Source organism: Lachnoclostridium phytofermentans (assembly GCF_000733755.1).
In the GTDB taxonomy this organism is placed as follows: domain Bacteria; phylum Bacillota; class Clostridia; order Lachnospirales; family Lachnospiraceae; genus Lachnoclostridium; species Lachnoclostridium phytofermentans_A.
In genome coordinates this window covers 236,629-250,986 of record NZ_JPOF01000002.1, presented here as the reverse complement: position 1 = coordinate 250,986, position 14,358 = coordinate 236,629, and the positions used below count along the sequence as shown (strand labels likewise).

General features: G+C 36.1%; 12 protein-coding genes. 11 read left to right on the top strand and 1 reads right to left on the bottom strand.

The features are described 5' to 3' along the window. Positions 1–56 precede the first annotated feature (56 nt). The 9 genes from lysS (at position 57) to ybaK (ending at position 11,716) form a co-directional block, all read left to right on the top strand. Positions 57–1,529 (top strand): lysine--tRNA ligase, encoded by a 1,473-nt coding sequence (lysS, locus tag CC92_RS0103720; protein WP_029504392.1) that lies wholly within the window; start codon positions 57–59, stop codon positions 1,527–1,529. Positions 1,530–1,900: 371 nt separating this feature from the next. Next, positions 1,901–2,563, top strand: a complete 663-nt coding sequence (locus CC92_RS20700) for a hypothetical protein (RefSeq protein WP_051650856.1) — start codon at positions 1,901–1,903, stop codon at positions 2,561–2,563. A 103-nt stretch (positions 2,564–2,666) separates the two neighbouring features. Then, complete coding sequence (gene trpB, locus CC92_RS0103710) at positions 2,667–3,896, top strand: tryptophan synthase subunit beta (RefSeq protein ID WP_029504395.1); 1,230 nt, start codon at positions 2,667–2,669, stop codon at positions 3,894–3,896. Positions 3,897–4,522: 626 nt separating this feature from the next. Then, positions 4,523–5,947 (top strand): glycoside hydrolase family 28 protein, encoded by a 1,425-nt coding sequence (locus tag CC92_RS0103705; RefSeq protein ID WP_029504396.1) that lies wholly within the window; start codon positions 4,523–4,525, stop codon positions 5,945–5,947. A 141-nt stretch (positions 5,948–6,088) separates the two neighbouring features. Beyond that, on the top strand, positions 6,089–6,520 hold the full coding sequence (locus tag CC92_RS0103700; protein WP_029504397.1) for a hypothetical protein: 432 nt from the start codon (positions 6,089–6,091) through the stop codon (positions 6,518–6,520). Between the two features lie 203 nt (positions 6,521–6,723). Then, entirely contained in the window at positions 6,724–8,601 is a 1,878-nt protein-coding gene (locus CC92_RS0103695; protein WP_029504399.1) for a TIGR03960 family B12-binding radical SAM protein, read from the top strand. Between the two features lie 220 nt (positions 8,602–8,821). Then, a complete protein-coding gene (locus CC92_RS0103690; RefSeq protein ID WP_051650857.1) occupies positions 8,822–9,694 on the top strand; it encodes a TIGR03936 family radical SAM-associated protein in 873 nt (290 codons plus the stop codon). Between the two features lie 182 nt (positions 9,695–9,876). After that, positions 9,877–11,091: a ribonuclease E/G gene (locus tag CC92_RS0103685; protein ID WP_029504402.1), complete on the top strand. Its 1,215-nt coding sequence runs from the start codon at positions 9,877–9,879 to the stop codon at positions 11,089–11,091. A gap of 148 nt (positions 11,092–11,239) precedes the next feature. Further along, positions 11,240–11,716 carry a Cys-tRNA(Pro) deacylase gene (gene ybaK / locus CC92_RS0103680; RefSeq protein ID WP_029504403.1) on the top strand — a complete coding sequence of 159 codons (477 nt, stop codon included), beginning with the start codon at positions 11,240–11,242 and terminating at the stop codon, positions 11,714–11,716. Positions 11,717–12,021: 305 nt separating this feature from the next. Here ybaK and CC92_RS0103675 read toward each other — a convergent pair whose 3' ends face one another. Continuing rightward, the gene (locus CC92_RS0103675; RefSeq protein WP_029504404.1) at positions 12,022–12,366 is read right to left on the bottom strand and encodes a hypothetical protein; all 345 of its coding nucleotides are present in this window, start codon (positions 12,364–12,366) and stop codon (positions 12,022–12,024) included. Between the two features lie 500 nt (positions 12,367–12,866). Between CC92_RS0103675 and CC92_RS0103670 the strand changes: the two genes are divergently transcribed. Further along, complete coding sequence (locus CC92_RS0103670) at positions 12,867–13,343, top strand: RNA polymerase sigma factor (protein ID WP_242841360.1); 477 nt, start codon at positions 12,867–12,869, stop codon at positions 13,341–13,343. Beyond that, on the top strand, positions 13,340–14,272 hold the full coding sequence (locus tag CC92_RS0103665; RefSeq protein ID WP_029504406.1) for a hypothetical protein: 933 nt from the start codon (positions 13,340–13,342) through the stop codon (positions 14,270–14,272). The genes CC92_RS0103670 and CC92_RS0103665 overlap by 4 nt, the downstream gene beginning before the upstream one ends. Positions 14,273–14,358 lie beyond the last annotated feature (86 nt).

Sequence of the window (14,358 nt, the reverse complement as noted above, 5' to 3'; positions counted from 1 at the left end):
CCAGGAACAACCGTACAACTCGAAGGAATAATCTTTGTTATAAGAAAGGAGTTTATATGGGGATACAAGAATTAGAAGAAGTTAGAAGACAAAAGTTAGAGTTTGTGAGGGAACAACAAAATCCTTATCCAGAGCGTTTTTCTATTACGCATGAATTAATGGAAGCTATTAAGTTAGAAGATGGGACGAAGGAGGTATCTGTTGCTGGAAGAATACTCTCCATTCGAAAGATGGGGAAACTTTGTTTTGTTACCATAAGCGACATTTATGGAAGATTACAGATCGCGATACGAAGAGATGATGTTGGTGATAAGGCATATGAGTTCTTTCGACAGGGCTTTGATATCGGCGATTTTCTTGGTGTGGTTGGTGAAATTTTCACTACGCAGACGGGAGAAAAAACAGTCCGAGCGAAAAACCTCACGTTCCTTGGAAAAGCGTTTAAACCACTACCAGAAAAATTCCACGGTATTACTGACAAAGATAGTTGCTATCGGCAGAGGTATCTTGATCTGATCATGAATGAGGATACCAGAAATCGATTCCTACTCAAGTTTCAAATGATTAAGGAAATCAGAAGATACTTAGAAGATGCCGGATATCTTGAAGTTGAGACACCAATCCTAATCGAGAAACCTTCTGGAGCAACTGCACGTCCGTTCATTTCTCACCATAATGCACTTGATTTGGAGGTATACTTAAGAATTGCACCAGAGACCTATCTAAAGCGTTGTGTTGTGGGAGGAATAACTAAGGTTTTCGAATTTGCGAGATGTTTTCGTAATGAGGGTATGGATGCAACGCATCTTCAAGACTTCACAATGCTTGAAGGTTATTGCGCATATTACAATTATATCGACAATATGGAGTTTTTACAATCTATGCTATCTACTGTAATAAAGAAGGTATTTGGAAGTGATATTATTAATGTGGGTGATGAAAGTATCGATTTCTCGGGAGAATGGGAGGTTGTCACGTTTCGAGAGCTGCTAATAAAAGACTGTGGAATAGACATCAATTCATACAAAGACACACAAAGTTTGTTAGATAAGATTCGGGAAGTAGGAATTGAATTACAATCAGAAACTCCAGTAGAGCAGCTTAGTAAGGGGAATCTTATTGACTTACTATACAAAAAGGTCAGTCGTCCAAAGATTATCTCCCCTACTTTTTTAACGGAGCATCCTACTTCACTATCCCCTTTAGCCCGTGCAAATGACGATAATAAAGAAATTGCAGATCGTTTTCAGTTGATTATTAATGGTGCAGAAGTGATTAATGCGTATTCAGAACTGGTAGATCCGGTAGAACAAAAGAAGCGTTTATTAGAACAAGCAAAGGCTAAGGCAAATGGTGATGAAGAAGCCATGACAATGGATTTTGATTATATCACTGCGATGGAATATGGTATGCCACCGATTTCTGGTTGGGGTATGGGGATAGACCGCTTCCTTCAAGTGATAACCGGGCAGGAAAACTTAAGAGATACGGTATTATTTCCAATCATGAGACCATTAAATAACGAGTAGATATTCGTTGTGATGTAGTAAAAAAGATAAGCGGTGAGGAATGGAAAGACGAAAGGAAATAAAGATACTTTCTTTTCATTAGAGTTAACGATATAATGATGACATAATAAATTTGACGAGTGAACTGTAGCATATTTAAAAAAGTTGCTACTCAAACGTCAATCAAAGGTTCGATTAGCTTCGTAAATCCGATAATAGCCTCAAAATGGAGTTTCATCAATTATTTGACCTTGGCATATGAGAAGAATCTAAACAAGGGAGTGGGATAAGAAAAATAAAGTTTTTAATGATTTATTACACTATATAATCAATAATTACAGAAAGGATAGGTGTGAAGGAAGGATTTTCTTTCCATCGAAGATAAAAAGCTTATGAAAGATATGATTTACCGCTATCATTACCGTGCACATATTTCCTATGAGGGAGGACTAAATTTAGAGGAAAGACTAGAGGAAACAAAAGAACAAATTAAGAAACTAATAAAAGAACAAAAAGTTATGACTGCCTGTCTCTATCGCCATGAGAATATGTTATTTGCCTACTATGAATCGATGGGTGAAGAATTATCGCCAGAAGAAGTGTATGGTAAATTACACGACTGTCTGGCAAAGTGGCCCGGAGGAGAAACACCTCGTGACTGGGTAAGAATGCATCATATCTACTGGCATTGTATTCCAGAAGGAGTAGAGGACTGGAGAAGGGCAACAAGACCAGAGTTAAGAAGAGGTAGAATTGCATATCTAAAGCCAGAGACCATGTTTTCGTATGTGTATCATCATGTTGCAATCACAGAGGAAGGACTACTTGTCGGAGATAAGTATCAATCCATTGGGTTGCATGAGAATATCTTATTTTCTTATTTTGAAGAGCCTAAAACGGAGATTAATATTAAAAGAGATAGCTCAAAGCCTTCAAAGGCGATTGAGGATTGGTTAGCCGTTGATCCTGGTGCTCATTTTATCTTGTGGGAAAATGACCAGCATTTTACCTTTATTGAAACGCTGATTGCTATGGGAGAAAATGACGAATTTTAGAATCTAAGGTTGCAAGTTCGCTCTAACGGCTGTATAATGTGGTAATAATACAGTAAAGTAAAGTGGTAAAGAGTTGATGCTTTACACTAATGGAGGGAAGTTCATGGATTTTAAAACATATTTAAAGAATTATCCAGATAAAGATGGGCGTTTTGGACCTTATGGTGGAGCGTATTTACCAGAGGAGTTGATTCCTGCCTTTGAGGAAATTAATGAGGCTTATCAAAATATCTGCCATTCCTCTCAATTTATTAACGAATTAAGAAGAATTCGTAAAGAATTTCAAGGTAGACCAACACCGGTATATCACTGTGAGAGATTATCAAGAGAAATTGGGAATTGCCAGATTTATCTAAAGAGAGAAGACTTAAACCATACGGGTGCTCATAAGTTAAACCATTGTATGGGAGAAGGTTTGTTGGCAAAATTCATGGGAAAGAAACGTTTGATTGCAGAAACAGGAGCAGGTCAACACGGTGTAGCTCTTGCAACAGCAGCAGCCTTCTTTCATCTAGATTGTGAGATACATATGGGAGAAGTGGATATTGCAAAACAGGCTCCCAATGTTACTAGAATGAAGATTCTTGGTGCCAAGGTAGTTCCAGTAACGCACGGATTAAAGACCTTGAAAGAGGCTGTGGATTCTGCATTTGAATCTTATGCTAAAAATTATAAAGATTCTATCTACTGTATAGGATCTGCTCTAGGTCCACATCCATTTCCTATGATGGTGCGTGATTTTCAATCCGTAATTGGCTATGAAGCTAAAGACCAATTTAAAGAGATGACAGGACTGTTACCAGATGTTGTTTGTGCTTGTGTTGGTGGTGGAAGTAATGCTGCGGGCATGTTTATTCCATTTCTGGAAGAACCAGTAGATATTGTTGGTGTAGAACCATTGGGGCGTGGACCAAAACTTGGAGACCATGCTGCTTCGATGGCATATGGGGAAAAGGGAATTATGCATGGATTTGAAAGTATTATGTTAAAAGACGAGCAAGGGGAACCTGCACCAGTATACTCGATCGCCAGTGGATTGGATTATCCATCGGTTGGACCGGAACATGCCTTTTTACATGATCTTGGTCGTATTTCATATGAAACAATCTCCGATGAAGAAGCAATGGAAGCATTCTTTAAGTTGTCACGTTTTGAAGGTATCATCCCTGCAATCGAGAGTTCCCACGCTGTCGCATATGCGATGAAGGAAGCAAGGAAGAGAAGAAGAGGATCCATCCTAGTTTCTTTAAGCGGCCGTGGAGATAAGGATATTGACTATGTAGTAGAGAACTACGGTCTTGGAGAACGTTTCTTACAGGATGGAAAACTATAGTATAGTATCGTTTGATTGGTAATTAATTTAATGGAATATTGATAAGATTAGGAAGAATACCATTCTGGAAATCAAGAAAATTATTTCATAAATAACATCCGTATGGATAGTAAATAGTCAATATGTAATTAAAATAAGAGTAAGAAAAAAATATAACATTAAAAAAGATATAAAATAAAAACAATAAAGAAACGTAAAAAAGCTACGGTAGCATGGATAAATAAAGCGGCTATAGTAGCTTTTTGCGTGATGTAATCTTAAATTTGTAGATAGGTAAAATGGATTCACAGACGTCTCGTATTGTAAATATTCATGTAAATATATGCTTTGACTATTAGGAGATATTAGTCAAAAAATCAGTAATCTAAAGTGATTATCTTGAGAAATTTCCTAGAATTCTAGATAAAATTAAGATATAATACTACTATTCCAGTTTTTTGACCATAGAATCAAGAGAATGGCTCAAAAAAATATTTTGTATGAAGAAAGAAGAGTGATTTTCGCAACTCTTATTTATATAAAGAGATGTGTGCGAAGTGTGCTTTTTCTTGTTTGTAGTAGTAGCAAATCTAAGAGTAGATTTCATATGAAGTAAGTGTTAAGAAAATTATAAAAGGAGAATATGAATGCAAACGTTTACTGTTGAATTACCGATTTTTCCAGACCGACAGGTTAGTATTACAGACTACAAGGCAGTATCTGGTGGTATTGTATCAAATACAGCTGCAATCAATCAAGCAATCACTGAGTTATCAAACTTAGGTGGTGGTACTGTTATTGTACCGGAAGGTATCTGGCTTACAGGTCCAATTACTCTAAAATCCAATATTAACCTTCATCTAGAAAAAGGTGCTTTAATCACTTTTGATAAGAATCCAGAAGAATATCCGGTAATCCTTACCGATTATGAAGGTCAACCAAGACTTCGTGCAGTTTCCCCAATCCATGCATTTGAGGAAGAAAATATAGCAATTACTGGTGAGGGTATTATTGATGGTAACGGTCATGAGTGGCGCCCTTTAAAAGAGTTTAAGGTGACCGAAAGACAGTGGAAATCACGTTTAAAGAAGAGTCCATATGTGATTGATACGAACGAGGGTGGTATCTGGTACCCAAGTAAAACATCCTATGAGGGTTGTTTAGCTGGAGAAGTGAGTTTTGAAGAACCAGATGCACTTAAGAAGGCAGCTCCATACTATGATCTTTATCGCCCGGTGATGACCAACCTAGTTCGTTGTAATAAGGTATTAATAGAAGGAGTAACACTTCAGAATTCACCGGCTTGGAATCTTCATCCTTTACTTTGTACGAATGTAACACTTCGTAATGCATTTATCCGTAATGATAGTTTTGCTCAAAATGGAGATGGTCTTGACTTAGAATCTTGCCGTTTTGTTGATATCTACGGAGTAAAATTTGATGTTGGTGATGATGCTATTTGCTTAAAATCTGGAAAGAATGCAATTGGCAGAAAAATAACCGTACCAACAGAACATGTTCGTATCAGAGATTGTGTCGTATATCATGGACATGGTGGGTTTGTAGTTGGTAGTGAGATGTCACGTGGCATACGTGATGTTGTAATTGAAAACTGCTTATTCTTAGGTACCGATACAGGAATACGTTTTAAGAGTGCAATTGGACGTGGTGGAGTTGTAGAAGATATTACAATTCGAAACATTCAGATGACAGATATTGAGACAGAAGCAATTATATTTACCATGGGCTATACCTTATTCCGCCTTGACCATGAAGCTTCTGATGAACCAGATACAATTGCGAAAGAAGATATTCCAGAGTTTAAGAATATAACCATCAGTGATGTAAACTGTCTTCGTGCAGGACAAGCTATCAAAATTGATGGGTTAGAGCAGTTACCAATTCATGATATCACGTTAGAAAATGTTGTGATACAAGCAAAGAAAGGAATTGAAATTAAGAATGCGAATCAGATTTTCTTTAAGAATGTTTCGGTAACTAATCAGAATAATTTAAATCAATCCTATGTATTTAAAGAGGAAGTCTTAGCTGACTGTAGTCATAATTTTTAGTAATTTGCATACAATTAACCAAGGTATTGTACGAGCATGCTATCAGAAATGATTTTTTATATGATATTTTGTGAAAAGGAGTTATGGATATTAATCCTTAACAACCTTTTCGCAAAACATGCGCAGAAATGAGGTTTGGTTATGGAGCAAGTAGCAGAAAAATGGGAAACATGGCAAGAAGAACAACGAGAAAAACAAACGGAAGAGTTACCAGGAGAACGGAAAGAACAGAAGTTTAGTGACTCTGAATATAATAGAAAAAATAAAAGAGAACTTGAAAACAATGCAGGAAAATTGCCTAAATTCGGGGAGTCAAGAGTACATAATCAAACGTCGGATCAAAAGACCAAGTCTATTCGATACTTTAAAGGTTTATTTGGAAGAATAATTATTGCATGCTTTCTCTTTCTATTGTTATTTCTAGGAAGGATATTTTCTGTTAATGTTGTTGGTCAAAATACTGAAAGTGTATTAGACGAGGTTAGAAACAACAAGTTTGTGGAATCCTTAGAGCAAAAGCTATCTGAAGTCTTCCAAAAATCAGAAAATAGTGAATCAGAAATAGAAAAGTAAAATTACGTTTCAATGAAAGGGTGGATATCTCCACTCTTTTTTGTTATAATGAATAACGGACTAAAATTTTGACAGGCGGTGGCAGTGCAATCGCCAGTTTCAAAAAGATGCAACAAAAATATAGGATGCAGTAGAGAGGTTGTTTATTTCATTAAAAATAAACAATATTATGTACAAGCATAATACAATAGAAAGAGGTTTTCATGAAAAGACTAGCATTATCTGATGAAATATTATTAACGATAGATAAGCCAGCTCGTTATATCGGTAACGAAGTGAATATGGTGGTAAAGGATAAGAATAAGGTAGATATCCGCTTTTGTATGTGTTTTCCTGACGTATACGAAGTAGGTATGTCACACCTGGGAATTCAAATTCTTTATGATATGTTTAATCAAAGAGAAGATACGTACTGCGAACGTGTATATTCTCCTTGGATGGATTTGGACAAGATCATGAGAGAGAAAAACATACCTTTGTTTGCGCTCGAGTCCCAAGATCCAGTGAAAGAGTTTGATTTCCTTGGTATCACATTACAATATGAGATGTGTTATACGAACATTCTACAGATCTTAGATCTATCTGGAATTCCAATCTATGCAAAAGATAGAACAGAGGACGATCCGATCGTAATTGGTGGTGGTCCATGTTCTTATAATCCGGAACCGATTGCAGATTTCTTTGATTTCTTTTACATCGGAGAAGGAGAAACGGTATATGACCAGGTACTTGATGCCTATAAGGAGAACAAGGCAGCTTCGGGTAGTAGAGCAGATTACTTAAAGAAAGTTGCTCAGATTGAGGGTATGTATGTGCCTTCTTTCTATGATGTGACATACAAGGAAGACGGAACCATTGCTTCTATGACTCCAAATAATGAGTTTGCGAAAGATAAGGTAAAGAAACAGGTAGTGATGAACGTTAGTGAAACGTATTATCCTAGAAAGCCATTAGTACCTTATATTAAGTCAATTCAAGACCGTGTGGTGCTGGAAATCCAACGTGGATGTATTCGTGGATGCCGCTTCTGTCAGGCTGGTATGTTATATCGACCAACAAGACAGAGAGATGTTGACTATCTAAAGAATTTAGCAAAAGATATGATTGAGTCCACTGGACATGAAGAAATATCTCTTAGTTCTCTAAGCTCCAGTGATTATGATAAACTTCAAGAGCTCGTATACTACTTAATCGATGAGTTTAAGAAGAATGGTGTAAATATTTCTCTTCCTTCACTTCGTATTGATGCGTTCGCTCTTGATGTTATGAGTAAGGTACAAGATATTAAAAAGAGTAGTCTTACGTTTGCACCGGAAGCAGGTTCTCAGCGTCTTCGTGACGTAATTAATAAGGGACTTACAGAAGAAGTGATACTAAAGGGTGCAATGGATGCATTTCTTGCTGGCTGGAATAAAGTTAAACTTTATTTCATGTTAGGTCTTCCGACGGAAAACATGGAGGATATTGAAGGAATTGCTACGATTTCCGATAAGATAGCAAGAGAGTATTATACCATACCAAAAGAAGAGAGAAATGGTAAAGTGCAAATTACTGCAAGTACCTCTTTCTTTGTTCCAAAGCCATTTACCCCATTCCAGTGGTCTAGAATGGTAACCAGAGAAGAATACCTAGAAAAGCAGCGTTTCTTAAATGGTAAGATGAAGGAACAGTTAAACTATAAGAGTATTCGTTATAATTGGCATGATGCAGAGGTAACAATTCTTGAAGGTGTTTTTGCACGAGGTGATCGTAAAATTGCAAAATCTATCTATGATGCATATCAAAAAGGTTGTATTTACGATGCTTGGTCAGAGTATTTTAACTATAATACCTGGATGGAAGTATTTAAAGAAAATGGCGTAGATATTCCGTTCTATACGAGCAGAGAGCGTGGAGCAGATGAGATTTTCCCTTGGGACTTCATTGATATTGGCGTTACTAAGAAATTTCTTCGTAAAGAATATGAGCGTGCAATAGAAGAAACGGTAACTCCAAACTGTAAGATGTCTTGTTCCGGTTGTGGTGCTGCTACTTTTCAAGGTGGAATATGCTTTGAGGCACATACAGGAACTTCAATATAACTTATCAGAAGATGCGAAGCAGATTCTGATAAAAGGTGCGTTTTAGCACCGTAAATCCGATTATCAGAACATGGTTTTGTTCTGATAATTATAAATTGATCTAAGTTTTCTACACTGTCTAAGGTGTCAAAATTCCATAAGCGCAAGCATTTTCACACCAAAAACATCAGAAAGCTAAAGTTTAATTTATATAGTTTATTGATAAGAAGGGATTAATCATATGAAAGTAAGAATAAAATTTTCGAAATATGGCGTAGTAAAATTCATAGGTCACTTAGATGTAGTGCGCTATTTTCAAAAAGCAAATAGAAGAGCAGGAATCGATGTGGCTTACAGCCAGGGTTTTAATCCACATCAGATTATGTCCTTTGCAGCTCCGCTTGGTGTTGGATTAACCAGTGATGGCGAGTATGTGGATGTTGATTTTAACATAGTCGAGTCGGAGGAAGCAATCGTTAATAGCTTAAATGCAGTTATGAACGAAGGATTTGCGGTGACAGAGGCTAAAATCTTAAAAGAGCCATTACCAAATCAGAAGAGAGAGACTGCGATGTCTTTGGTTGCGGCAGCAGATTATTTAGTTTCTTTAAAAGATGGATATGAGTTAAAGACAGAAAATGGGCAAATACTAGAGAAGAACGATTTTAATCAATTATTTGCTAAGTTTATTGATCAGAGCCAGATTGTGATTAATAAAAAGACAAAGAAAAGTGAGAAGGAAATGGATATCCGTCCATACATCTTCCATTGTGGAATCACAGAAGAAGATTTTATTAAGTCTGGGGAAGACCTAAAGGTTACCAATACAGTGCAAGGTTTAAAACATGCAGATACTTATGCGAATGGGATTCGCGTATTTTTATGCTTAGCAACAGGCAGCGTGATTAATATAAAGCCTGAGCTTGTGATGGAAGCATTTTGTGAAAAGTATGGAATCAAATTTGAAACTTTTGCATTTCAATATCACCGCATGGAAACTTATGCAAATGTTGCTGATCACGGAAAGACAATTGAAGAAATGATTTTAGCTGTACAGCAAAAAGAATCCTATGCACTAAAGCTTGATTCATTAAGCAAAGTTGGAATTAAATAGGGAAGAGTAGTGAAAACAAAATTTTCTTTCGTACGTTTATACCAAAGCTGCAATTAAAACCTTTTATACCCAAAGAGGTGAAGTATGAATATCCTCTTGTTGCAGCAAATATGGACAAATAGGGAATTATATTAAAAAACTCTCCAAGGTTTGTAGACAGAGGAGATAAAGGAAGGCTTATTATGAGTGGAAAACTGATTGTTACGAAGATGAATGATAATATTGTGACTGCATTATATGAAGGCAATCAGATGATTCAGGTAAATGTCGACCGCGAGGAAGAAGTATCATCTCTTGGCAATATCTATATTGGAAAGGTAAAAAACATTGTAAAAAACATTAATGCTGCCTTTGTTGAAATTGCAGAAAAAAAGATGTGCTATCTACCTTTAGCCGACGTTTCTAACCCAATATTTACCCATGGCAAATCTAGTGACAAAGTAAATATTGGTGATGAATTAGTAGTACAAGTGATTAAAGAGGATATTAAGACAAAGGCTCCAGTGGTGACTACCAGTATTTCTTTCACTGGTAAATATGTAGTTTTGATGCATGGAACAAAAACGATTGGAATCTCTACCAAGATAGGTTCGGAGCAGAAAAAAAAGCGTTTAAGAAGCTTGGTTTCACCGTTCCTTGGTGAACAGTATGGTTTTGTGTTACGAACCAATGCGAGCGAAGCAGAGGATCATCTAATTGTGGAGGAAATAGAACAGTTAAAAATGCAATATGACCGCATCTTAACCTATGGAATCTATAGAAATCGTTTTTCACTTCTTTCTAAGACTTTACAACCCTTCTTATGTGCAATTCGAGATGGTTTTGCAAAGGATTTAGAAGCTATTATTACGGATGATTTATCTTTATATGATGAAATCAAAGAATATCTGATGGAGCATCAGAGGGAAGATATTGAGAAGCTTTCGTTCTATCAGGATAAATTATTAGCACTTTCAAAACTTTATAGCATAGAAACAAAACTATCGCGTGCACTTAGAGAAAAGGTTTGGCTTCCATGTGGTGGTTCCCTAGTAATTCAGCCTACGGAAGCTCTAACCGTTATTGATGTAAATACTGGTAAGGCAGTATCTAAGAAAAAGAATGTTCAAGAGACTTTTTTAAAGGTTAACTTAGAAGCAGCAGAAGAAATAGCTGCTCAGATTCGACTGCGTAATCTGTCTGGAATCATTATTGTTGACTTTATCGATATGGTTGCAGAAGATGCAAAGACACAGTTACTAAGAGTATTTGAAGAATATCTAAGAAAAGACCCAATAAAAACAACCCTAGTGGATATGACTGCCCTTAACCTTGTTGAGATTACAAGAAAGAAAGTTAGGAAGCCTCTACATGAGCAAATGAAGCATGTAGAACTTGAGATAGGCAAAGAAGAATAAATACTAAGATTTATAATGAAGTTTTGTAGCTTTTGTTGTTTATGACGTAAACGAAGGATATTAGAAAATTCACATAAGATGTTTTTTGTCTAGTTTTCTTAATAAAAACTTAGATAGGTAGAAAACATGTTCAGGAATGGTGAAAAGTATGAAGATTACAAATGCCATGCGTATGTTAACGCAAGCTGGAGTAGAATTTAAAGCGATGGAATATGAAGTAGAGGAGGATAATCTTGCAGGAGTCCATGTTGCCGAAAAGATAGGGATGCCAGTAGAGCAGGTATTTAAAACCCTAGTGGCGCATGGAGAGAAAAAAGGCTATCTCGTCTTTTGTATTCCGGTAGCAGAAGAACTTGACTTAAAAAAGGCTGCGAACCTGATTGGAGATAAGAAAATAGAGCTTGTTCCTGTGAAAGAACTTCTTGGACTTACCGGATATATTCGTGGTGGTTGTTCTCCAATCGGAATGAAAAAGAAATTTCCAACCTATGTGGATGAAACCGCAATTCTTTTTGATGAAATAACCGTAAGTGCGGGGATTCGTGGCTGTCAGCTATTGCTTCCACGAGAAGAACTCATCGATTATCTTCAAGCGAATCTTTGTGATTTAACGGTGGAAAACTAGCAGCTGGTACTATAAATTATGATATGAAATGCGTCTTGAAATGGATTTTTAAAGTCTAAAGCAAGTCGCATTTTTTCTATGTTAAATTTAAGCGTTCATTCTCTTGTTTCGTATTTTTTCAAAATCTGAATTGAATCACAATTTACCGCATAGTAAAATGAATTTATAGGGTAATGATATCATTACGATAATAAAGAAAATAAAATGTTAGTTACGTTATGTCAACGGAATCAATCAAATCCCAACCAGATTCCGAGAACTTAGTTACTATGGTTTTTAACTCTTCGTTCATTATACCGCTCTTATTAGATGGAATAACCGCTGTTAATGTCGAATGGCATGATGAGTAACTTCATAACCTCTTTTGCATAAGTATCAAAAAACCAACCATTCGCTTTTCCACAGTTTTCTATGGTATCAAATTCTAAGTAAGAATAGTACTTGACGCATTTTATGATTTTGGTGAGTTCTCTTGGTGGGCTACCATTTTCGACGCCGTCAAAAGTGTAAAAGCGTTTCATGTACTTGACGCTAGTACAGCCAGGCAGTTTTTCTTGCTCTGCTTGAATTGTCCTAATAAGCATTTCAAACTCCTCTATTTTATCAGGCTTTACTTGAAATAGTATTATCTCTGAAAATGAATTACTCATCTGTTCCCTCCTATTATCTGAAATGACATCACTTCTTTTAATAGTTAAATTGTACCATATATCACCTCATAATTCCACCTGTTTCCATTAGTTTTACAAAACTAGTCATTAGTAACAACAAAAAGTTTTGAGTGTTGGTTGAGAGTTTTTCAACAAGTTAATTTTCGGAAGTAAGACCACACTTCCTATGCATGATCCTTTTTACTACACTCAAATATCGGAACGGAATCGAAAACAAGCGGATTAATTACAAACTATCTCTTATTGCATTCGTGGTGCCTAAATGGTGCTTGACTAAAAAATGCAACTAGAAAAAAATGCATTCTAATAAATAGTACCTTCTAGCAAAAAGTACATTCTAGAAAACAATACATACTAGAAAATAATGCATCTAGAAAACATCAAAAAACTCGTATAAAAAGAATAATTAAATAAAATTTATATTCTGTGCACGGAAAGTGACTACATAAATCGTTATATTAGTGAAAGGAGGAGAAATCGTGATTAACACAAGGGAACAAATCGATGCAGTAGTAGAAACATACTCCGATATGATTATAAGAATCGCTTATCATAATCTAAGGAATCAGGCAGATGCAGAAGATGTCGCACAGGAAGTTTTTCTAAAACTGATGAGAGAAGAGGAGTTTGAAGACGAAGGACATCGTAAGGCATGGCTAATAAGAGTAACTATTAATCTATGTAAAGATATGAACAAACAAGCCTGGAATCGCAAAACGGAAGGACTTATTGAGACATGGGAGCCATTTAGTAATGAACAACAGAGAGTATTAGAGGAACTTTGGGAGTTACCAAAAAATTATCGAAATGTTGTGTATTTGTATTATTACGAAGAACTTACCGTCTCTGAGATAGCGAAAATTTTAAAGAGGAAAGAAAATACTGTAAGTTCCTGGCTAACCAGAGCTAGAAAGAAACTAAAAACTATCCTTATGGAAGGAGGGTATCGTCCATGAGAAAGAATGAATATACAGAACTTATCAATGAGGTAAAAGCGTCAGAACCGTTAAAGCAAAAAATAAAAGAGAAGATGTTACAACAAGATAATATGCTACAAAAAGTAAGGATGTTAGAACAAGAAAAAGCGTTAGAACAAGAAAAAGCGTTAGAACAAGAAAAGGTATTAGAACAAGTAAAAGCGTTAGAACAAGAAAAGGTATTACATCTAGAAAAATCACCTAATAAAGAAGAGAAAACTCGCAAGCCCTTCTGGTTCAAACAACCTATGCAAATAATGTTTGCTGCGATGGCCCTATTTCTTATCGCTTCGCTTACAGGTAAGATGATTTTAGAAAACCGAAATCTCATCCCTCTGGAGAATTCACATGGAAATATTAAAATAAAGTATATTAATAATGCACCAGATTTCAAAGTAAGTTATGATTTGGTATATTTTACAGAACAAGAGTTGATACAACGAGAAGGATTAGAGATAGTAAAGGGTACAATTACTGAGATAAAGAATATCGAGGTTATCATGGAAGGAAATAAGGAATATTATGCACTTGCCAGCATTTTAGTAGAGAAAGTATATCAAGGACAAAGTCAGGTAGGTGATGTGATTGTGATGAAGTTACCATGTCCAATTGATACGGGGGTATGGGTAGAGGATACGGGAATAGCGTCTGCGATGCGTGTTGGTATGAAAGGTATCTTTATGCCATTTACCTACGACGAAGAAAATTCATTCTATCGTCGAGGTGACACAACATTATATTGGAAAGATATTGTAGATTATGGATTACTGGATGGGGAGCGTTATGCTTTTTTGGAAACACCTACTGGAATCCAATACGCGGAATTTGCTTATCCTTCCCTAGAGGGAGCAACGAGTTTAGAGGAGATAGAGAGTTTTATAGTTAAGATGTTGGAAAACAAAAATTGAGACTTGAAAGTAAATATTGAGTTGTTGTAGAAGTCTGAATCAGGAGTGAAGAATAGGAACGCTATAGATCCTCACTCCTGATTTTA

Excerpts from the sequence above, each read along its gene's own strand:
- lysS (WP_029504392.1), top strand. The coding sequence starts at position 57 with ATGGGGATACAAGAATTAGAAGAAGTTAGAAGACAAAAGTTAGAGTTT.
- CC92_RS20700 (WP_051650856.1), top strand. The coding sequence starts at position 1,901 with ATGAAAGATATGATTTACCGCTATCATTACCGTGCACATATTTCCTAT.
- trpB (WP_029504395.1), top strand. The coding sequence starts at position 2,667 with ATGGATTTTAAAACATATTTAAAGAATTATCCAGATAAAGATGGGCGT.
- CC92_RS0103705 (WP_029504396.1), top strand. The coding sequence starts at position 4,523 with ATGCAAACGTTTACTGTTGAATTACCGATTTTTCCAGACCGACAGGTT.
- CC92_RS0103700 (WP_029504397.1), top strand. The coding sequence starts at position 6,089 with ATGGAGCAAGTAGCAGAAAAATGGGAAACATGGCAAGAAGAACAACGA.
- CC92_RS0103695 (WP_029504399.1), top strand. The coding sequence starts at position 6,724 with ATGAAAAGACTAGCATTATCTGATGAAATATTATTAACGATAGATAAG.
- CC92_RS0103690 (WP_051650857.1), top strand. The coding sequence starts at position 8,822 with ATGAAAGTAAGAATAAAATTTTCGAAATATGGCGTAGTAAAATTCATA.
- CC92_RS0103685 (WP_029504402.1), top strand. The coding sequence starts at position 9,877 with ATGAGTGGAAAACTGATTGTTACGAAGATGAATGATAATATTGTGACT.
- ybaK (WP_029504403.1), top strand. The coding sequence starts at position 11,240 with ATGAAGATTACAAATGCCATGCGTATGTTAACGCAAGCTGGAGTAGAA.
- CC92_RS0103675 (WP_029504404.1), bottom strand. The coding sequence starts at position 12,366 with ATGAGTAATTCATTTTCAGAGATAATACTATTTCAAGTAAAGCCTGAT.
- CC92_RS0103665 (WP_029504406.1), top strand. The coding sequence starts at position 13,340 with ATGAGAAAGAATGAATATACAGAACTTATCAATGAGGTAAAAGCGTCA.